This is a genomic window from Flavobacterium microcysteis, assembly GCF_006385255.1.
GTDB lineage: Bacteria > Bacteroidota > Bacteroidia > Flavobacteriales > Flavobacteriaceae > Flavobacterium > Flavobacterium microcysteis.
Window position 1 is genome coordinate 857,453 of record NZ_VFJE01000056.1, and the last position, 19,835, is coordinate 877,287.

Annotated in this window: 23 protein-coding genes; all 23 read left to right on the plus strand. The window is 37.3% G+C overall.

The window, feature by feature from the left end; genetic code table 11:
* Positions 1-101 precede the first annotated feature (101 nt).
* The 23 genes from FJA49_RS17325 (at position 102) to chrA (ending at position 19,771) form a co-directional block, all read left to right on the plus strand.
* Positions 102-590, plus strand: coding sequence for a DUF305 domain-containing protein (locus tag FJA49_RS17325; protein WP_233590217.1), 489 nt, complete (start codon positions 102-104; stop codon positions 588-590).
* 26 nt (positions 591-616) lie between these two features.
* A complete protein-coding gene (locus FJA49_RS17330) occupies positions 617-3,127 on the plus strand; it encodes a multicopper oxidase domain-containing protein (protein ID WP_140002579.1) in 2,511 nt (836 codons plus the stop codon).
* Positions 3,128-4,371: 1,244 nt separating this feature from the next.
* On the plus strand, positions 4,372-4,749 hold the full coding sequence (locus FJA49_RS17335; protein ID WP_140002581.1) for a single-stranded DNA-binding protein: 378 nt from the start codon (positions 4,372-4,374) through the stop codon (positions 4,747-4,749).
* Between the two features lie 43 nt (positions 4,750-4,792).
* Complete coding sequence (locus FJA49_RS17340) at positions 4,793-5,866, plus strand: DUF932 domain-containing protein (protein WP_140002583.1); 1,074 nt, start codon at positions 4,793-4,795, stop codon at positions 5,864-5,866.
* 53 nt (positions 5,867-5,919) lie between these two features.
* Complete coding sequence (locus FJA49_RS17345) at positions 5,920-6,117, plus strand: DNA-binding protein (RefSeq protein ID WP_140002587.1); 198 nt, start codon at positions 5,920-5,922, stop codon at positions 6,115-6,117.
* A gap of 12 nt (positions 6,118-6,129) precedes the next feature.
* Complete coding sequence (locus FJA49_RS17350) at positions 6,130-6,324, plus strand: hypothetical protein (protein ID WP_140002590.1); 195 nt, start codon at positions 6,130-6,132, stop codon at positions 6,322-6,324.
* Positions 6,325-6,336: 12 nt separating this feature from the next.
* Positions 6,337-6,936: a PRTRC system protein E gene (locus FJA49_RS17355; RefSeq protein ID WP_140002592.1), complete on the plus strand. Its 600-nt coding sequence runs from the start codon at positions 6,337-6,339 to the stop codon at positions 6,934-6,936.
* A 25-nt stretch (positions 6,937-6,961) separates the two neighbouring features.
* Positions 6,962-7,180, plus strand: coding sequence for a PRTRC system protein C (locus FJA49_RS17360; protein ID WP_140002595.1), 219 nt, complete (start codon positions 6,962-6,964; stop codon positions 7,178-7,180).
* Between the two features lie 16 nt (positions 7,181-7,196).
* Positions 7,197-8,372 carry a hypothetical protein gene (locus FJA49_RS17365; RefSeq protein ID WP_140002597.1) on the plus strand — a complete coding sequence of 392 codons (1,176 nt, stop codon included), beginning with the start codon at positions 7,197-7,199 and terminating at the stop codon, positions 8,370-8,372.
* Positions 8,369-9,094: a PRTRC system protein B gene (locus FJA49_RS17370; protein WP_140002599.1), complete on the plus strand. Its 726-nt coding sequence runs from the start codon at positions 8,369-8,371 to the stop codon at positions 9,092-9,094. The genes FJA49_RS17365 and FJA49_RS17370 overlap by 4 nt, the downstream gene beginning before the upstream one ends.
* Entirely contained in the window at positions 9,094-9,900 is an 807-nt protein-coding gene (locus FJA49_RS17375; protein WP_140002601.1) for a PRTRC system ThiF family protein, read from the plus strand. Before FJA49_RS17370 ends, FJA49_RS17375 begins: the two co-directional genes overlap by 1 nt.
* Before the next feature lie 319 nt (positions 9,901-10,219).
* Positions 10,220-10,552: an ArsR/SmtB family transcription factor gene (locus FJA49_RS17380; protein WP_140002603.1), complete on the plus strand. Its 333-nt coding sequence runs from the start codon at positions 10,220-10,222 to the stop codon at positions 10,550-10,552.
* A gap of 85 nt (positions 10,553-10,637) precedes the next feature.
* Positions 10,638-11,111 (plus strand): DUF6428 family protein, encoded by a 474-nt coding sequence (locus FJA49_RS17385; RefSeq protein WP_140002605.1) that lies wholly within the window; start codon positions 10,638-10,640, stop codon positions 11,109-11,111.
* Positions 11,112-11,149: 38 nt separating this feature from the next.
* Positions 11,150-11,764, plus strand: a complete 615-nt coding sequence (locus tag FJA49_RS17390) for an arsenate-mycothiol transferase ArsC (protein ID WP_140002607.1) — start codon at positions 11,150-11,152, stop codon at positions 11,762-11,764.
* Positions 11,765-11,766: 2 nt separating this feature from the next.
* Positions 11,767-12,837 carry an ACR3 family arsenite efflux transporter gene (gene arsB / locus FJA49_RS17395; protein ID WP_140002609.1) on the plus strand — a complete coding sequence of 357 codons (1,071 nt, stop codon included), beginning with the start codon at positions 11,767-11,769 and terminating at the stop codon, positions 12,835-12,837.
* A 27-nt stretch (positions 12,838-12,864) separates the two neighbouring features.
* Positions 12,865-13,599 carry a metallophosphoesterase family protein gene (locus FJA49_RS17400; RefSeq protein ID WP_140002612.1) on the plus strand — a complete coding sequence of 245 codons (735 nt, stop codon included), beginning with the start codon at positions 12,865-12,867 and terminating at the stop codon, positions 13,597-13,599.
* A gap of 122 nt (positions 13,600-13,721) precedes the next feature.
* Positions 13,722-14,348 carry a class I SAM-dependent methyltransferase gene (locus tag FJA49_RS17405; RefSeq protein WP_140002614.1) on the plus strand — a complete coding sequence of 209 codons (627 nt, stop codon included), beginning with the start codon at positions 13,722-13,724 and terminating at the stop codon, positions 14,346-14,348.
* Positions 14,345-15,145 (plus strand): helix-turn-helix domain-containing protein, encoded by an 801-nt coding sequence (locus FJA49_RS17410; RefSeq protein ID WP_140002617.1) that lies wholly within the window; start codon positions 14,345-14,347, stop codon positions 15,143-15,145. Before FJA49_RS17405 ends, FJA49_RS17410 begins: the two co-directional genes overlap by 4 nt.
* Before the next feature lie 84 nt (positions 15,146-15,229).
* A complete protein-coding gene (locus tag FJA49_RS17415) occupies positions 15,230-15,703 on the plus strand; it encodes a hypothetical protein (RefSeq protein ID WP_140002619.1) in 474 nt (157 codons plus the stop codon).
* A complete protein-coding gene (locus tag FJA49_RS17420) occupies positions 15,703-16,281 on the plus strand; it encodes a phosphatase PAP2 family protein (protein WP_233590226.1) in 579 nt (192 codons plus the stop codon). The genes FJA49_RS17415 and FJA49_RS17420 overlap by 1 nt, the downstream gene beginning before the upstream one ends.
* Before the next feature lies 1 nt (position 16,282).
* A complete protein-coding gene (locus FJA49_RS17425) occupies positions 16,283-16,720 on the plus strand; it encodes a DoxX family protein (RefSeq protein ID WP_140002632.1) in 438 nt (145 codons plus the stop codon).
* Between the two features lie 44 nt (positions 16,721-16,764).
* A complete protein-coding gene (locus FJA49_RS17430; protein ID WP_140002634.1) occupies positions 16,765-18,636 on the plus strand; it encodes a metallophosphoesterase in 1,872 nt (623 codons plus the stop codon).
* 4 nt (positions 18,637-18,640) lie between these two features.
* Complete coding sequence (chrA, locus tag FJA49_RS17435; RefSeq protein WP_140002637.1) at positions 18,641-19,771, plus strand: chromate efflux transporter; 1,131 nt, start codon at positions 18,641-18,643, stop codon at positions 19,769-19,771.
* Positions 19,772-19,835 lie beyond the last annotated feature (64 nt).

Below are 19,835 nucleotides of genomic sequence, written 5' to 3' on the forward strand. Positions count from 1 at the left end.
GCCATTTAAGCTAATGCTGTATTATATTATAGTGCCATTAGATTTGTTTTGGAGGAAAATTGATTAATCTAAATAACTTTTAAAGAAAAAAAATCATGAAAATGGAACACACAACACAACAGCATTCAAAAGAGGAAAACTCCGAAATGTACAAAAAATTAGCATTTATGATCGTATTGTCATTTATTGCTATGTACATCCTAATGTACTCGATGGTAGATATTTTTGCTAATGTCATTCCCAATGTAAATCAATTTTACATGGCAGGACTAATGACTATGCCGATGCTCATAATTGAGATTATTGTAATGGGTAGTATGTATATGAATAAAAAGTGGAACATAGTATTACTTATCACAGGTAGTCTTGCCGCAATCATTTTTTTTTCCTGCATAAGACAGCAGGCAGCTGTTGAAGATAAACAATTCTTAAAATCAATGATACCACACCATGCAGCAGCAATACTCATGGCTCAAGAGGCTTCTCTTCACGATCCAGAAATAAGTAAACTTGCTCAAGACATTATAAAAGCACAACAAACTGAAATTGCACAGATGAAAGCCAAGTTGAATGAGATGAACAAAAAATAATAGAACAATATTCTTTAAAAAGCTATATGAAAAATATACTTACAATACTAGTATTTATCATGCTTCCTGTCCTGATTCAGGCCCAGGATATGAAAACAATGGACATGGATAAAAAGCCTGTCAAAGAAGAGTCAAATGCTACTACCTATACCTGCCCGATGCATCCCGATATTCATGAATCTAAACCGGGAAACTGCCCAAAATGCGGTATGAAATTAGTCGCAGAAAAAACAGAGAAGCAAACAAAAATGTTGCAGCATAAAGACATCCCCAAGAAACAAACTGACCAAGGAAATACAGCAATACAGGACAACAATAATAGTACGATTGCTCAAAAAAAACCTGCAGAAAATAACTTGAAGCCACGTGTAGTCCGATATGATCTCTATATAAGAGATACAATTGTAAATTTCACGGGAAAAGCAAAAAGGGCCATTGCCGTTAACGGACAAATACCCATGCCTACTTTGACCTTTACAGAAGGAGATACTGCGGAAATCTATGTTCACAATGAGCTCGATGAAGATACTTCCCTGCACTGGCATGGCTTATTCTTACCCAATCAATATGATGGCGTGCCAAATCTAACCCAAATGCCAATTAAACCACATACCACGCATCTATATACTTTTCCCATTATTCAGCATGGCACACACTGGTACCATAGCCACACTGAACTACAAGAACAAATAGGAATGTACGGCTCTTTTATTATGAATAAAAGAACAGATGATCCCACTTTTCGCAAAGGAATTGATGATCTGCCATCTGTTCCCATAGTACTGAGTGAATGGACAGATATGAAGCCTGAAAATGTACACCGATTGCTGCACAATGCATCGGACTGGTTTGCTATTCAAAAAGGAACTACACAAAGTTATGCAGAAGCTATAAAACAAGGGTATTTAAAGGATAAAATAAAAAATGAATGGAAACGAATGAATGCCATGGATGTCAGTGATGTTTATTACGACAAATTTTTAATCAATGGAATAAATGAAAATCAGCTTTCTCAATTTAAAGCAGGTGATAAGGTCCGATTACGCGTTTCCAATGGAGGCGCATCAACCTACTTTTGGTTAACTTATGCTGGAGGAAAATTTACCGTTGTAGCTAATGATGGTAATGATGTAGAACCCGTCGAAGTCGATCGATTAATTATTGCAGTTTCTGAAACCTATGATATAATTGTAACTGTTCCAGCTGATAAAACAGCCTATGAGTTTTTGGCAACACCAGAAGACCGAACAAAATCCACCTCTTTGTATATTGGTAGTGGAATTAAGCAATTAGCGGCACCCCTTCCAAAACTTAAATATTTCGAAGGAATGAAAATGATGAACGGTATGATGAAAATGAATGGCGATCTGGATGATATGGGCATGAGCATGAGTCTTAATAAAATGGATATGAATGTGGTAATGTATCCCGAAATCACAGGCGAAACCAAGCCTAAAACCATTGCAAAAATGGAGGGTATGAAAATGGATGCTGAGCAATACAATGCCAATGCACTTTCAGATATTACAACGCTAAATTATGCAATGCTTAAATCACCAACAAAAACAACACTTCCTGAAAATGCCCCTGTTAAAGAACTAAAATTTGAACTTACCGGTAACATGAATAGATATGTCTGGAGTTTGGACAATAAGGTGGTTTCTGAATCCGATAAAATATTAATTAAAAAAGGGGAAAATGTACGCATCGTTTTACATAATAATTCTATGATGCGCCATCCAATGCACTTACATGGTCATGACTTCAGAGTCCTTAATGGCCAGGGAGAATATGCACCATTAAAAAATGTGATTGATATAATGCCGATGGAAACAGATACGCTGGAATTTAATGCTAATGTTGACGGGGACTGGTTTTTTCATTGCCATATTCTATACCATATGATGAGCGGTATGGGAAGGGTTTTTACCTACGAGAATCAACCCACCAACCCTGAAATTCCAAACCCAAAATTAGCACAACGAAAACTCTTTGCAGACGACAGGAAATTTCATTTTATGGCAGAGAATGATTTTGCAACCAATGGAAATGATGGTGAAGCAATGTATCAAAGTACGCGCTGGAGTATAGGAACCGAATGGAGATTAGGATACAATGACATGCATGGTTATGAAACTGAAACACATATTGGGCGCTATATTGGAAAAATGCAATGGTTAATGCCATTTATAGGATTTGACTGGAGGTATCGAAGAATGGGAGAAGATGAACAGGAAAGAAATCTCTTTGGACAAACCAATACTAAAGATAAGCGTGCAGTAGTAAGTCTTGGAGTTAATTATACGCTTCCTATGCTAATTGTAGCACAGGCTGAAGTTTTCACAGATGGTAAAGTCAGATTACAGTTTGAACGTAAGGACATCCCGGTTTCTAAGAGACTTAGAATGAATTTAATGTGGAATACAGACAAGGAATATATGGCAGGGTTACGCTATATAATTACCAGATGGGGTTCTCTATCTTCTCACTATGATAGCGATATGGGCTTTGGCGCAGGTTTTATTTTAAATTACTAAATTTCCAACTTAAAGTAATATAGCTCAGTTAAAACCAAACAGGAAAGAAAACGATTCATAAAGAATACAATATTAGATTTGATAGTTCTATATTTTTCTAAATACCATATTTAATCCGACCAGCCTTTATAGGCTGGTTTTTTTACATTATTATATTATCTATGCGATTTCCTTTCTCGTAATTTTCAAGCCTCATCTCCCGTATACCAGAGTCAAAAAATAAGCATTCAATAATTTTAAGCACAGCAATGTTATTCTGATAGTAAATGCGGAACACTTCTTTAAAATTTGCAGAAGCGGTTTTGTCTCATATAAAGGACTTTATGGAAAACAATAACAACGATTCTACTGGTGACAATGAAACATTTAGTGGATCGCAGACCAGACGAAAAATATAGAAAAGAGTAAAATTTTAATTTTTATTTAAGCTAAATCTCTTCAGTATTTTATCAAAATCCGATAGTGCTTTATAATGTTCTCTCATTTCCGTTACAGTACTTATATACCATATGCTCGGAGCATAAATATCCTTCATCTTTACGTAAAGCTCGGTTGCTGTGTGTGATTGCAGAATCTGCACATCAACACCAGTATCAGCGACTATCTTTATTAGCGTCGTTGTAATGCTTCGTATTGTGAAATAACAGAGTATGAGGTAGATATAACGCATTGTTAAAGATAAAAATTAATTATAATATATTAGAAATCAGATATGACTAACTCTCCATGTTACCCTAAAAGCCCATGAAAATCATTGATTTTCATGGGCTTTTTTTGTATTATTCAAGCTAATATCTTCGATTCTCGCAAAAAAAATGACATTCCTTTTCAGGTCCGTAATAGGAGCAATTGTTCTGAGCACATTAATCTCCTTTGCCTGATTGCATTCTCCAATGCTTCCCCTTCATTTTTAATTTCAATAACCAGTATGCTTTTGTCTCATTTCAGCAGCAAAGGTAACTCCGTGTCCTTAACGCAATAGCAAGGCCAGGCCCTTCAGGTTTGACAAAAAATCTCCACCCGTCCGGGTTGTATTTTTTGTCAAAACCTTGCTATTGCTAAACACTAACCTTTTTATGCTCCCGAAACGAAACATAGCATACTCCGGCTCTTTAGACGAATAAAAAAAATGTCAGCAATGAGAAATAAAATATTAAAAATGGATTTGATGAAACAAAACAGCACCTCCTCTCATTGCCGAATAAAATTTCAAAAAAAATTAATCACTAAAAATCGTAGGAATTATGAACATTACAGGAAGAGTGACAGCGGATGCGCAGGTGCGCAACGTGTCAAACAGCAAAACAGTAGTAAACTTTTCGATAGCCATCAACGACAGCTACAAAAACAAGGCAGGCGAGCGCATAGAGCAGACAACGTATTTCGACTGTGCCTATTGGCTTAGTCCAAAAGTAGCACAGATACTCACTAAAGGTACGGTCGTAGAACTGACAGGAAAAGTGAGCGCAAGGGCGTGGACAGGCAGTGACGGACAACCGCACGCAGGACTGAACTTCAACACCTCGCAAATCAAACTGCACGGGGGCGGTAAAAAAGCCGAAGGGGTACAGGCTCCTACTGGAAACAATAATGACGATACAAAGGACGACCTGCCATTTTAACAACGAAAACTAAATAATTTAAACAATTTAAAATTTTAAAATCATGGCACATAATATCAATTTTAACAGCGAAACAGGACGTTATTCATTCTTTAGCGTAAAGGAAAAAGCGTGGCACGGACTAGGGCAAATTGTAGAGCAATACCTAACAAGCGAGGAAGCTATCAAATTTGCAGGGTTAGATTACGAAGTAGTTAAAAGTCCGCTATTTACCAAAGGTTCGGGTATTATTCAAACGGCTGACAGTATCGAGATAGGCAGTAACGAATTGGAAGTCCCTAACTATTTTGCCAATATACGCACGGATAACAATGCAGTATTGGGCGTGGTAGGTAAAGACTATCATATCGTGCAGAACCGTGAAGCATTTAACTTCTTTGATGCCATTGTAGGCGGTGGAGAGGGAATACTCTATGAAACTGCAGGAGCGTTAGGCAACGGGGAACGCATATTTATCACAGCCAAATTGCCCGATTATATCCGAGTTGGAAATGGTGATGATGTAACCGAAAAGTATATTTTCCTGACCACTTCGCACGATGGCAGTGGAAGCATCACAGCCGCTTTTACGCCTATTCGTATCGTATGCCAAAACACTCTTAACGCTTCATTGCGCAGTATGACTAATGTAGTGCGTATCAAACACACATCGGGAGCAAAACAACGTATTGAGAACGCTCACAAGATTATGGGCTTGGCTAACACTTTGAGCAGTCAGTTTGAGAGCATTTTCAATGAGTGGGCAAAAGTAAAAGTAACTGACAAAGAGGTAAGAAAGCTAATCCAATTGGCACTTTGTCCTAATAAGGAAACGTATGATTTGCTTAAAAAAGGTGCGGAAGATGAAATATCCACCGTATTCAAAAATAACGTTGAGGATGCGTTTGCCTACGCTATGGTAAGCGATACTCAGCAAATGGACACGACTAAAGGCACATTATTCGGCGCATATAACGCTGTTACAGGCTACTATCAGAATGTACGCAATTACAAGGATAGCGAAGCCAAGTTACAAAGTATTGTTTTGGGTGGTACTGCCCAACTCAAATCACAAAAAGCATTTGACTTGTGTACAGGATTTGCCTTGGATGGTGCAGAAATCCTAATCCTTAATTAGATAACCAAAGGCTACCGCCTTAATCGGTGGTAGCCTACTATAAAATTACTGATATGAAAGCTAAATCAATAGACGAAGCTAAAAATATGGCTCAATCACAAAGCCTTGAAACGAAATACAAAGACGAGGCTGTATATATCATTTACTGCAATAGAACCGAGTATTTCTATATAGATACCAATAGCCTTTTAAGGACTTGGGAACAGCTTAAAGGCTATTATGAGAACGGAGTTTATACCGCTGAAAACTGAACTGATAAAGTGATGAAGATAACTGATTTGAACGGTTGCCCTATTGAGGTAACAAACCTGAAAGAAGCCATTAAAATGGCAGGACAGTACAAGGAATACCGTCACGAGGATAGAAGTTTCTCCGAGTTCGATAAAAGGAAGAAAACCTATTGGACAGATATGTACGAGAAACTCAGAGCCATTAAAAAACAATTAGACGACAATTAAAATTTTAAAACGATGAATACAAATTTTTTCAATCAGATAGCACAGTTGCAGATTACAGGTGATTTGCAACTCACCATAGCAAAAGGAGCAGAAAACAACCTAATCGTATCGGTTATGCTCCAAAACGAACAGTGCGGAGATAACGCAAAAAATATTATTCCGCCCCTTAATCTTCGGGGAACAGCCGAAGAACTCGACAACGGTTTTTTCGAAAAGATAACCACACCCATACAAACCGCTTCGGGTTTGATGGTCGATATGGAAAGCTTTATGAAGCAGTTGGAAGAAACCAAAAAACAGTCCGCAATGGAGAAAGAAAAGGCTGATAAGCAGAAGAAAGACCAGGAAGCCAAAGACAAGAAATTCAAAGATGCAATGGCAAAGGCTGATGAACTAGAAAAAGAGGGCAAATTCCGTGAGGCGTGGGTTAAAGTACCCGAAATAACAGAGTTCCCTGAAAAGGCCGACGAAATACGCAAACGCAAAAGAGAACTATCCGACAAGTTTTCTGCGCCAAGTCTTTTTGGAGCTATCGAGGAAGAAAAACCCGAACCTGCAAAATCGGAACAAGTAACTGCCGACTACCCAACAGAAACTGCACAGGAAAACTAAATGTAATAACTTAAAATTCATCATCATGTTATTAACAACGCAATTGGAAAGAGTGTTTATACTCAAAGATAAAGGACACGATACTGTATTGACCGATCCCGAACCACGTTGGAGCGTGGAAGCAGTACTAAATTTTTATGCTAACAGGTATCCCATTTTGACAACCGCCAAAATATCTGCACCCGCCATCAAGGATGATGCAGTAGAATACCGATTTGAGAGCGTAATGGGCACAAAAGGTTAAATCTAAATTTAAAGCAATGGACTATGCACAAACATATCATATCGGGAACAATCAAGCCACCCGAACAAAAAAGACAAAGACAGTTGTACAAACAGCTCAACGAGTTCGCCCAATGGATGCAAAAACCCAAAGATGCGAGCGAGGTTCAAAAAGACAAACGCAGGTCAGTACCTGTGGAAATGTTGCCAATGGTTTTCTAAAGACTTCGTTCCTGCCCAGACTGAAAGAAACGCAAACTGTACAGGCTTGTAAGGAAACAGTAAAAACAGAAAGTGATTTTTATCAATCCCTTTCCAAACTTGCCGAACATTATAAGATAAAACCAATACAGACCAGTCAGTTTGAATACCCATACAATTTGGCATTGGCTATATGGGATATGGAAGAAAAGTTAAAAGAAAGTGTTATGAATTGGCAGGAAATACGTTTGGTGCAGGACAGTAAGAGAACCTATTTCATCAGTGAGGAAAAATACAATACAGGGACAACCCTGTATTATATACCGATTGAACCGCTGTATCAGATGCTCCACGACCCCAAACGCAAAAGAAACGCCCAATTGCTTATTTCTGTTTGCTCTTACCTATATCACATTGCTGATATTCCTTATTTCAGACAGGAAGACAGCTACCTGTATTGGATGTATGAAATGCACAAAGAATGGGTGGAACAGGACGATGAAACGGACGAAAACATAGTATATAAACTTGAGTTTGAAAAAGCGGAATTCATTGGAGATTGTATCGAGCAAAAGATTTTTAACCCAATGAGCTTGCAGGTATTCGCTCAGCGTTTAAACACTTTTAAAAGAAGTGATGCATTCGACCATGAGTGTTGGCTGACTGCTTCTAATGCCTTTGCACTATTGACGGAATATCCAAAGGCAAGCATTTTCCGAAATGCTCCAATGCCTGAACAAGACCCTGATAGTTATGAAGATGACAATGAAACCATTGGTATGGAAAAGTATATCTCTTTTATATCGCACACAAAAGGATGGCTGTACGAGAACCTTGCCGAGAGTATCAACAATGAATTCAACGAATACGCAGCAATGCAGGAACCTACCATCTGCAAACGTTTTGACAAAAAAGTGGTCACGAAAAACACCCTTGATTTTGAGAACAGATTATTTACCCTTTTAGACGATATGTGCAGTCTGCTTTATAACTACAAAACCACAAGAAAATGAAAAATACAACCGATATAACAGAAAGCTTAGGTACGCTGTACCATCCTAAATCCGCAATTGTTTTCTATGAAACCAAAGGAGCGAACAGCGATGTATATGTGGAGCATTTCGATATGGACAAGAACGGTAATCCTATTAATGCCCACCCACTCACAGAACGGGAAGCAAAAGTATTGGCGAGGGCATTAGTAACAGAAAAGGACAAGGATAAAGCCTTTTTAAAATCCAATGGAATACTGCCGACAAACATACTGCATATTAATCATAATGCAGATAAAGGTTCTGTATTGTGGTACACCAAAGCACAAAGACGACAAATGTATTTTGTGAACGGTTTGGAAATACCCAACGGAATGGCTTATGCACCGCCAATGATTTGGTATGCCAACAAAAATAGTCTTACGGTATTTGCATTGGCAAGCGACCGACGACCGACAGAAAAAACGCCTTTGTATTGCGCACCATTTTTCAACATCTATGAAGATGGGAAAGTATGTATGGGTTCGGTCAATATCAATATTAAAAACTCGGCTTCGGTTGAGGAATTTACCAACGGTTGGGAAGACTACTTTTTTAATACCTATTTCAGCCATTTATTGGGAAGAAACAGCCCAATAAAAGGCAATTGTGTAAACCTTTGGAAAGACCTAATCAATTCCGATAAGTCCTTTCCTAAAGAGGTACTGAAAAAAAATAACAAAACCCTTAAAAATCTATTGTGATGATTACTGAGAAAACAAAAATACATTTTACGGATAACTACCTCATAAATCCGACTAACCCTATCACTGTAAACGTAATCGGTGCAGGAGGCACGGGTTCAAAAGTACTGACCGCCTTAATGGAAATGAACCACAGCTTAGTTGAACTTGGACACGCAGGATTATCCGTTCGCCTTTGGGATGACGATGTTATCACGACTGCCAATTTGGGCAGACAGCGTTTTGCCGAGTGCGAGGTTGGCTTATTTAAATCCGTTGCCCTGATAAACCGAGCCAATCGTTTTATGGGAACTTATTGGAAAGCGGAAACGGTGAAATTTGAGAAAGATAGTTTGGGAAGACTGCCCCAAAATGCAGAGGCAACTATCTACATTACTTGTGTTGACAATGTACAGGCGAGGTTTGGCGTTGCTGAAATACTTAAAGAATTATGCAACCGCAGAAATCATAGAGATACACCTAAATATTGGTTAGACTTTGGCAACAGCCAGCATACAGGACAGGTCATATTATCCACTATTGGAGAAATTAAGCAACCCAATTCTGAAAAGTATGAAACGGTGGCAAGCCTGCCATTTGTTACCGAAGAATTTGGGGAATTGCTACTACAGTCCGAAGCACAGGACGACACACCAAGCTGTTCCTTAGCAGAAGCCTTGGAAAAACAGGAATTGTTTATCAATTCTGCCTTGGCACAAATGGGATGTTCGCTGTTGTGGAGTTTGTTCCGCCATGGCATGACCGAATACAGGGGATTTTTCCTTAATCTTAGAAACTTTCAGTCACAACCCCTAAAAGTCGCCTGACCCGAAAATCGGGCGGCAAAAAGACACCCCCTCCCAAGGTCGGGACAGTCTTTTTGCATTTAAGCGGTGCAGCCAATTTAATAAAAATGCACAATGTGCCATTTTATCAAACAGGCTGCGAGAATTTTGCAAGGGATATGCATTATCCCATTTGTTATTTCAGCGAACTTCTTTTCTTTCCGCACAAACGACCAAAGAAAAGATTCTGTGTTATAATCCAAATTGTTTTAACCATTTTTATTAATTCTTTTAAAAATATAATTGTTTAATCCTTTTTTTTAAATTAATATCGTAATATTGCAATATAAAATAAAGCACTATGGGAATTACTAAAACAGACATGTATACAGATGATCAAAACAAGTTTGCATCACTTCTTAAAGTTTTAGGTCATCCTGCCAGAATTGCAATACTTCAATATATTATAAATCAGGAAAAATGTATCTGTAATGATTTAGTGGAGGAGTTAGGATTAGCACAGGCAACTATTTCGCAACATTTAAAAGAATTAAAAAGTATCGGAATCATTCAAGGTTCAATTGAAGGGAAGTCGGTTTGCTACTGCATTGAAGAGAAGGTATGGAATCAATTTCAAGAAGAATTTAATGCTTTTTTCAATCAAGCTGTTAAAGTAAACCACCAATGCTGTTAAAGACATTTTTTTACATTTAATTATCGTTATATTGCTATATAACATTATGTATTATCCATTTTATCATATTTAAAAATTAACTATTATGAAATTATCAGAAATCAAAGAAATCCTGCCAGCATTAGACAATGTTGAATTTCAATTAGAGAACGGAACATTTGTTCCCGAACACTTCCATGTTACAGAAGTGGGACAGATTATTAAAAACTTTATTGACTGTGGCGGAGTAATCCGAAATGAAAAAGTTGTCAATTTTCAATTATGGAATGCTGACGATTATCAGCACCGTCTAAAACCGGGAAAATTATTGAGCATTATCAAATTGTCTGAGGAAAAACTAGGCATTGAAGATCATGATATTGAAGTGGAATATCAGGACATTACTATAGGTAAATATGACTTGGGATTTAATGGTAAAAATTTTATTTTATTAAGCAAACAGACAGCGTGTCTGGCTAAGGACCAATGTGGAATCCCGTCCGATACTTCCAAGGTAAACGTATCGCAGCTAAATGTTGACAATACCAATTCATGTACACCTGGCGGAGGCTGCTGTTAATTTTTTAATATTAATAAACCATCATACCAATCAAGATAATGTTATATACTGAAATAGAAAATACGATTAAAACATTCGATTTTAAACAAATTACTGAAGAACGTAAAAGTGTTCTTCAGCCTCTGGTTGACTTTATTCAAAGTAAGGTAAATAGCAGGCAGGAAATCAGATTGAACCTAATCTGCACACATAATTCCAGAAGAAGCCATATGTCTCAGGTCTGGGCTCAGACCGCTGCTGCATATTATAATATAAAAAATGTTTCATGTTATTCGGGAGGTACTGAAGCTACTGCCTTATTCCCTATGGTAGCCGAAACTTTACAGTACTCTGGATTTAAAGTTAAAGCTATTTCAGAAGGCAATAACCCAGTATATTCAATTAAGTTTTCTGCAAATGAATTTCCTGTTATTGGGTTTTCTAAAACCTATGATGATGATTTTAATCCTGAAAGTGAGTTTGCAGCTATAATGACCTGTTCTCAGGCGGATGGCGGATGCCCATTTATTGCAGGTGCCGAAAAGCGTATCCCTATTACTTTTGAAGACCCAAAAGTATCTGATGGCACGCCACAGCAAAAGCAAATATATCAGGAGCGCAGCCTGCAAATCGGAACTGAAATGTTTTATGTATTCTCAAAAATCAAACAATAAAAATGGCAGCAAATAACTGTGCACCTGTCTCAGGGCGAAAGAAATTAAGTTTTTTAGACAGATTTTTAACGCTGTGGATTTTTCTGGCGATGGCTCTTGGCGTAGCAATAGGCTATTTCATTCCGTCCAGTGGTAATTTCATCAATTCCTTTTCCAGCGGAACAACTAATATTCCCTTAGCTGTTGGGCTTATTCTAATGATGTATCCGCCTTTGGCAAAAGTGAAATATGAACAAATGGGACAGGTTTTTAGAAACACAAAAATCCTAGGAGCTTCTTTATTTTTAAATTGGGTTGTTGGGCCAATTTTAATGTTTTCCCTGGCCTTACTTCTTTTAAATGGCTATCCGGAATATATGATCGGTGTCATCCTTATCGGCTTGGCACGCTGTATAGCCATGGTAGTAGTATGGAATGACCTTGCAGATGGAAACAGGGAATATGCGGCCGGGCTTATTGCGCTAAATAGTATTTTTCAGGTTTTGCTTTACAGCGTATACGCTTATATCTTTATAACTATTCTTCCTCCGTATTTTGGTTATAACGGATTTGAGGTAAATATTAGTATTGGTCAGATTGCAGAAAGTGTCGGGATATATTTGGGAATTCCTTTCGCACTTGGCATCATCAGCCGATATGCTCTTATTGCATTAAAAGGAACTGAATGGTTTGAAACTAAATATGTGCCTTTTATTTCGCCTATTACACTCCTGTCATTACTTTTTACAATCATCGTTATGTTCAGCCTTAAAGGAGAACTGATTGTTCAAATTCCTATGGATGTTGTACGTATTGCAATTCCTTTAGTGATTTACTTTACTTTAATGTTCATCATTAGTTTTTTTGTCGGTAACTATTTCGGCGCTGATTATTCAAAAGCAACGGCAATAGCCTTTACTGCTACAGGCAACAATTTTGAGCTTGCCATTGCGGTAGCGATTGGTGTATTTGGAATCAACAGCGGTCAGGCATTTGCGGGCGTTATTGGTCCATTGGTAGAAGTCCCAGCACTCATTGCTTTAGTCAATGTAGCCTTTTGGTTCAGAAAAAAGTATTATTCAAAAAGAGTTTAACAGGGGATAATTTTCTTAACAGTAAACATGAAAATTGCAATACTTTCGGATATTCACGCCAATTTTCCGGCACTAGAACAAACCTTATCAAGCATAGACCAGCAGAAAATTGATGCTGTTTATTGCTTAGGTGATCTGGTAGGTTACAATGTATGGCCCAATGCTGTAATAAATGAAATACGTAAGAGACATATCCCTACCCTGGCAGGAAACCATGACGTTAAAGCTGTCGATATACACAATCATGGATCGAAAGATTCTGGGAGTTATGCCTATCAAATTGTCGGCAAAGAACAAATCAGCTATCTTTCCGCTCTGCCAGCCCATATAAAATTGGAATATCAGACAGCAGATAAACCAATCAAGGTACTCATGGTACACGGCAGTCCGTATAGCAATACGGAGTACTTGCTCGAAGATAAAGACGAAAAAAAATTCACAGATATTTTTCTTGACTCTGATGCTGATATAATTATATGCGGACATTCTCACAAGCCATATCATCGTGTTTTGGAAAATCCCAATAAAAAGGGCAGTTATTTCCATGCTGTTAACGCAGGATCAGTGGGTAAGCCTAAAGATGGAAATCCAAAATGCTGTTATGCAGTAATTACTATTAACAAGAGCATTGATTTCTCTAAAAAAGAAGGCATAAAGGTCGAGTTTATCAGAGTTCAATACGATATTGAAAAGGCTGCCCAAGCAATTGAACAAAGTAACCTGCCAGACAGTTATGCACACATGTTAAGGGAGGGGTATTAACTTATAGCTTATCAATTATTTACCATTGGCACTATAAGAGCAAGTTTATGCTTGAAAGAGAGACCTGGTAAAAAGAAGTTAAGTTAAATTTGTATGTTATAAAGAATTAAAAATTAAAAACGATGCCATTACAAGATAGAAAAAATCACTGGGAAAATATATACCAAACTAGATCATTGGAAGAGGTAAGCTGGTATCAACCCACACCCGAAACTTCATTAGCACTTATCAAAGAATTTGATCTGCCTAAGGCTGCAAAAATTATAGATATTGGCGCAGGAGACAGCTTTCTTGTTGACCATCTGCTTGATTTAGGATTCGTAAATATTACCGTCCTTGATATATCCGCTTCAGCTATTGAAAGAGCGAAACAAAGGCTGGGAAATAAATCTGCAAATATAAAATGGATTGTTGCAGATGCTTCAGATTTTCAACCAAAAGAGCAATACGACTTTTGGCACGACAGGGCTGCGTTCCATTTTCTGACAGCAGATAAAGAGATTGACAATTATATACAAACTGCTTCTAATGCAGTTTCCAAAAATGGAATTATGGTTATCGGTACTTTTTCAGAAGAAGGTCCTAAAAAATGCAGTGGTATTGATATCCAACAATATTCCGAAAGTACACTAGTAAGCCGTTTTCAGAAACACTTTGAAAAAATAGAATGTTTTACTATCGATCACAAGACTCCTTTTGACACAGTTCAGAATTTTGTGTTTTGCAGTTTTAAAAGAAAGAACGATTGAAAAAATCAATACAAATAAAGAATAAAATTGAAATGACGGAACTGATAAAAGTTTCACCATTCAGAAAAGGGATCCGCAAAACCGAACCGCATAAACACAACAGTTATTTTGAAATTATATATCTGTCGCAGGGAAGCGGTACGCATACTATTGATTATACGCAATTCCCTATAATACCACCAACTGTATTTTTTGTCCGAAAGGAACAGGTACATCATTGGGATATCACTTCAGTACCTGAAGGCTATGTATTGCTCCTGAAAAAAGGATTTGTTGATAAATCGCTGGATAGTGAGCTGAAAAGAATCTTGTCTCAGGTAAGTGCATTGAGCTGCCTTCATCTTGAGCAGAATAATTCCATATCAATATTATTTCAGTTGCTTATCGATGAAAAAGATTTCAGCGTGACAGAAGGGATATTAAAAGCATTATTGGCAAAGATCATTAGTATTCCTGCATCTTTTCCGGTCAATAAACATAAGACCAACAACACTATCTTGTTATTTAGGGAGCTCCTCAATCATACAGATGATTTAAAAAATAATGTTGCTCACTATGCCGGGCAATTAAACACGACGCCCCAAAATCTAAATGCTATCTGTAGAAAAGAGCTCAATCAGCCAGCGGCAGATGTTATAGCAGAATACATGATTGGTGAGGCAAAAAGATTATTGCTGTATACTGATAATAATGTTTCAGAGGTAGCCTATACTTTAAACTTTAATGACACTTCTCACTTTATAAAATATTTCAAACGCCATACAGGTTCTACACCGCAGGTATTTCGCAGTCTTTAAGAGCTACCGTATTATTTTCAAATATACCACCATTATACAATTCATTGTATGAAGTTTGTAAGACAAACTGAAAACAGGGATATTATGAGGTATTTTTTAATTCTACTATCGTTAACGCTCTTTCCTGCCTGTAGCCAAAAAAAAGAAACAGCGCAAGGCAAATGGATAAAAGGTACGGAACAGGAGAAACTGGAAATCATTGAAAATCAGTTTCGGGGTTTTGATAACACAATGGTCGAAACTGGCTATCGCTACCAGGAATTATTTTGGGCGCGACAGGATGAAAATTGGGAATATGCGGATTATCAATTAGAGAAAATACAAAAAGCAATCGAAAATGGATTGGAGCGGAGACCTAAACGTTCGAAATCGGCAAAACATTTTCTGGATGTAACTCTTCCAGAAATGAAAAAAGCTCTTGCAAAAAGAGACACTGCTGTGTTCAACAGGAATTTTCAAGTGCTTACCAATAGCTGCATAAGTTGCCATGCAATGGAAAGAGTTCCATTTTTTACTGTAAAAACTCCAACAGAAAGACAATCACCAATAAGAAGATAATGATAGAGTCTATAAAACAATTAGATATAGAAATCCTGCTTTGGATAAATGGCAGCCATAGTGAGTTTTGGGATAATGTAATGTGGTTTGCCAGTGAAAAATACACATGGCTCCCTTTTTATGGATTTTTGTTATTGCTGTTGATATGGAAATATCGAAAAGATGCGATTTTTATGATATTGCTGATAGTTTTACTGATCACTATAAGTGACCAGTTAGCTTCAGGAATATTCAAGCCAATATTTGAAAGATTACGACCGAGCCACAACCCTGATTTAATAGATAAGCTTCACATAGTTAATAATTACAGAGGTGGAAAGTTTGGTTTCATATCATCCCATGCAGCCAATGTGTTTTCGTTGGCATTCTACCTGACGCTGGTAGCAAGGGACAAACTGAAATGGCTGCCTTTTGTTCTTATCCCCTGGGCAGCATTTGTCAGTCTAAGCAGGGTTTATCTTGGAGTGCATTATCCAGCAGATATTGTTGTTCCGGCCGTTCTGAGTATTCCTATTGCTTTGCTTGTGGCCCGAATTTACAATTTGTATAATCCGATTATAATAAAAAAATTCGCTTAATATGTTCAAAAAAATCATTAATACCGACAACTCAAAAACCACAATTATAATCCGCTTGATTGTTGGTGCAGTTTTCTTTTCCGAAGGAGTTCAAAAATTTTTATTTCCAGCCATTCGTGGTGCTGGCCGCTTTGAAAAAATCGGTTTTCCATCACCTGATTTTTTGGGAAGTTTTGTTGGTTTTTTCGAAATCCTATGTGGGATTTTACTTTTAGTGGGTCAGCTGACTCGTTTAGCCAGTATTCCGTTAATCATAATTATGCTTGTTGCTTTCACAACTACCAAAGCCGAAGTATTGGCAAATGATGGCTTCTGGGAATTACTTCACGGGAGCAGGACTGATTGGGCAATGCTTTTAGGAAGTGTATTTCTTTTGATAAAAGGAGCGGGACACTGGAGTATTGACAAAATAATATCGAGTGATAGAAATAGTCACTAATTATACTTTTAACAGAATTCAAATTTATTCGTAAATATATTTTTATGAAAACTACATATATACTTTCGTTGCTTTTTTTGTCAGTTTCCACATTTGCACAACAGACGGAAATCCCAGCTTCCTATTCCAATATTCATTATGATAAGGATAATCATCTGTATTTCGAAGAGAACGGGAAAAAATATTTTGCCACTGATGCAGAGACTCAATATAGCACTCAAAGGCTCTTGGGCAAACCAACTGGTACAAGTTCTGGCGTGATTCTGGACTTCGGAAATTTGAAAGGATCTGTTACCTATGGGTTAATACCTTATGGAAAAGCACCACATCCGCTTCCAGTATACCGTTTTACACAAGCACTCATAGAAGGAAAAGCTGAAATTAATATGGCAGACGCATTCAAATATCCATATGATTTTGTAGGTTGGAAAGAAAATGGATTTTTAACCCTTGGCTATAGGGTAACTGATAATAATGGGATGATTTTATTTGATGGAGTTGTTTCTCTAAGCGGAACAGGTCCTTTTGAAGTGTTGCCGGCAGTTTATGAAGGCCCATTTGTAAGTAACCTTACAGATACCAGTGTTGTGCTTTGGTGTAAAACTACATTGCCTGTACAGGCCCAAGTAGAAATTGATGGCAGAATATATAAGGATAATGCTCCTAAAACGCATCATGAATGGCAAATAAATAGTTTAAAATCCAATCAAAAATACCAGTACAAAGTAACCTACGGTCTACTTTCCCAGTCGTACCATGTTACGACAGCACTAAAAAAAGGCAGCAGACAAAGTTTTATTTTCGGATATACCAGCGACAGCCGCCACGCAACGGGTGGTGGTGAAAGAAAAGCATATGGGGCAAATGCTTATATTATGAAAAAAATAGCTGCCCTTGCTTATAAAGAAAATGCCGCTTTTGTTCAGTTTACTGGTGATATGATCAATGGCTATCTTAGCAGTAAAGAAGAACAACACCTGCAATACACAAACTGGAAAAAATCCATTGAACCTTTTTGGCATTATATGCCATTTAATGTTGGTATGGGCAATCACGAAGCACTGGGATATGTCTTTGAAGATGAAAGCGGAAAAAACAAGGGTTTTATTGATAGATTTCCTTTTGATACAGAGTCAGCAGAGACTGTTTTTGCAGAAGCATTTGTAAATCCTATTAGCGGGCTTATAAGTGAGGATGACAACAAGTATGACCCTGATAAAAAACGGATAGATTTTCCACCTTATGCAGAAAATGTTTTTTATTACACATATGGAAATACAGCCATGGTTGTACTCAATAGTAATTATTGGTACGCTCCTTCCTTAAGCAAAGAAACTGCAACAAGCGGTGGGCTGCACGGTTATATAATGGACAACCAACTTGATTGGTTAAGGGCAACCATTCAAAAGCTTGAAAATGACAAAGACATAGACCATATTTTTATTACTCAGCATACCCCTGCATTTCCTAACGGAGGGCACAGTAAGGACGATATGTGGTATAGCGGTGATAACACAAAGCGTCCGTGGATTGGAGGGAAACCAGTTGAAAAAGGAATTATTGAAAGAAGGGACGAATACTTAGATATATTAATTAATGAAAGTAAAAAAACTATTGCCATACTTACCGGAGATGAGCATAATTATAATTGGTTGAAATTAACACAAGAGGTTCCTATTTATCCTGAAAATTATCCGAATAAAAAACTGAAGGTATCACGTTCAATCTATCAAATTAATAATGGTGCAGCAGGTGCTCCCTATTATGCACAAGAGGTACTGCCATGGAGCAAATTTACTCAGTCTTTCAGTGTGGAAAATGCTTTGTGCCTTTTTTATGTAAACGGAAAGAAAATTACGATGAGGGTATATAATCCTGATACCTTGAATCTTATTGATGAACTTGAAGTAAAATAGTATAATGGAGAGCAGCCCATCTTTAAAAGACATTGCAAAACTTTTTTTGAAACTTGGAATAATCGGTTTTGGTGGTCCTGCGGCTCATATTGCAATGATGCAGCAGGAAGTTGTGGCCAAAAGAAAATGGATGAGCGAACAACATTTTCTTGATTTAATTGGTGCAACAAATTTAATACCCGGTCCCAATAGTACCGAAATGGCTATTCACATAGGACATGAAAAGGGAGGTTGGAAAGGACTAATTATTGCGGGAATTTGTTTTATTTTTCCTGCTGTAATTATTACAGGAATTTTTGCCTGGCTGTATAAAAAATATGGCCAAATTCCAGAAATAGAACCTTTTTTATATGGTATAAAACCCGCTATTATTGCCATTATTATTGGCGCAATTTTTCCATTGGCCAAAAAATCGATTAGGTCAATTTTATTAGCATTTATCGGCATCGCTGTATTGGTTTTGTCTTTATTAGGAATCAGCGAAATCTATTTAATGTTTGGTGCAGGATTGTTAGCATTGGGTTTGTTTTATATTCAAAATCAAAAAACGAATACACTGCAAAGTTTTGTACCAGTTCTTTTTTTACAAATTGCCAATAGTCAATTACTTTCAGAGACAAACACCAGATTGTTTTGGGTATTTTTAAAAATTGGTGCAATCCTCTACGGAAGCGGTTACGTGTTGTTCGCCTTTTTAGATACGGAATTGGTAGCAAACGGTTTACTTACCCGGCAGCAATTGATGGATGCTATTGCAGTTGGTCAGTTCACACCAGGCCCTGTTTTTTCATCAGTAACATTTATCGGTTATCAAATTAATGGACTATCCGGAGCCGTTATTTCAACGGTTGCTATTTTTCTTCCATCATTTGTACTGGTAGCATTACTTAACCCGCTGATGAAAAAAATGCGAAACTCTCAAGGACTGTCAGCTTTTCTGGATGCTGTGAATATAGCATCTGTTGCCATTATTATTGCTGTTTGTTTTACAATGGGTAAAGAAACCATAACCGATTGGAAGACAATCAGCATAGCACTGATTAGTGCAATTATCGTTTTTAAATTCAAAAAAATCAACAGTTCATTCATTGTCTTGGGTGGCGCACTGCTTGGATATCTATTATATCAATTTTAATCTTATAATGATGTATTGAATATCTGGCTTTCATAGGTATAAAAAAGGCAATAGTATCTATAGG

Coding starts and splice junctions, on each gene's coding strand:
- FJA49_RS17325 (WP_233590217.1), top strand. CDS start 102: ATGGAACACACAACACAACAGCATTCAAAAGAGGAAAACTCCGAAATG.
- FJA49_RS17330 (WP_140002579.1), top strand. CDS start 617: ATGAAAAATATACTTACAATACTAGTATTTATCATGCTTCCTGTCCTG.
- FJA49_RS17335 (WP_140002581.1), top strand. CDS start 4,372: ATGAACATTACAGGAAGAGTGACAGCGGATGCGCAGGTGCGCAACGTG.
- FJA49_RS17340 (WP_140002583.1), top strand. CDS start 4,793: ATGGCACATAATATCAATTTTAACAGCGAAACAGGACGTTATTCATTC.
- FJA49_RS17345 (WP_140002587.1), top strand. CDS start 5,920: ATGAAAGCTAAATCAATAGACGAAGCTAAAAATATGGCTCAATCACAA.
- FJA49_RS17350 (WP_140002590.1), top strand. CDS start 6,130: ATGAAGATAACTGATTTGAACGGTTGCCCTATTGAGGTAACAAACCTG.
- FJA49_RS17355 (WP_140002592.1), top strand. CDS start 6,337: ATGAATACAAATTTTTTCAATCAGATAGCACAGTTGCAGATTACAGGT.
- FJA49_RS17360 (WP_140002595.1), top strand. CDS start 6,962: ATGTTATTAACAACGCAATTGGAAAGAGTGTTTATACTCAAAGATAAA.
- FJA49_RS17365 (WP_140002597.1), top strand. CDS start 7,197: ATGGACTATGCACAAACATATCATATCGGGAACAATCAAGCCACCCGA.
- FJA49_RS17370 (WP_140002599.1), top strand. CDS start 8,369: ATGAAAAATACAACCGATATAACAGAAAGCTTAGGTACGCTGTACCAT.
- FJA49_RS17375 (WP_140002601.1), top strand. CDS start 9,094: ATGATTACTGAGAAAACAAAAATACATTTTACGGATAACTACCTCATA.
- FJA49_RS17380 (WP_140002603.1), top strand. CDS start 10,220: ATGGGAATTACTAAAACAGACATGTATACAGATGATCAAAACAAGTTT.
- FJA49_RS17385 (WP_140002605.1), top strand. CDS start 10,638: ATGAAATTATCAGAAATCAAAGAAATCCTGCCAGCATTAGACAATGTT.
- FJA49_RS17390 (WP_140002607.1), top strand. CDS start 11,150: ATGTTATATACTGAAATAGAAAATACGATTAAAACATTCGATTTTAAA.
- arsB (WP_140002609.1), top strand. CDS start 11,767: ATGGCAGCAAATAACTGTGCACCTGTCTCAGGGCGAAAGAAATTAAGT.
- FJA49_RS17400 (WP_140002612.1), top strand. CDS start 12,865: ATGAAAATTGCAATACTTTCGGATATTCACGCCAATTTTCCGGCACTA.
- FJA49_RS17405 (WP_140002614.1), top strand. CDS start 13,722: ATGCCATTACAAGATAGAAAAAATCACTGGGAAAATATATACCAAACT.
- FJA49_RS17415 (WP_140002619.1), top strand. CDS start 15,230: ATGAGGTATTTTTTAATTCTACTATCGTTAACGCTCTTTCCTGCCTGT.
- FJA49_RS17420 (WP_233590226.1), top strand. CDS start 15,703: ATGATAGAGTCTATAAAACAATTAGATATAGAAATCCTGCTTTGGATA.
- FJA49_RS17425 (WP_140002632.1), top strand. CDS start 16,283: ATGTTCAAAAAAATCATTAATACCGACAACTCAAAAACCACAATTATA.
- FJA49_RS17430 (WP_140002634.1), top strand. CDS start 16,765: ATGAAAACTACATATATACTTTCGTTGCTTTTTTTGTCAGTTTCCACA.
- chrA (WP_140002637.1), top strand. CDS start 18,641: ATGGAGAGCAGCCCATCTTTAAAAGACATTGCAAAACTTTTTTTGAAA.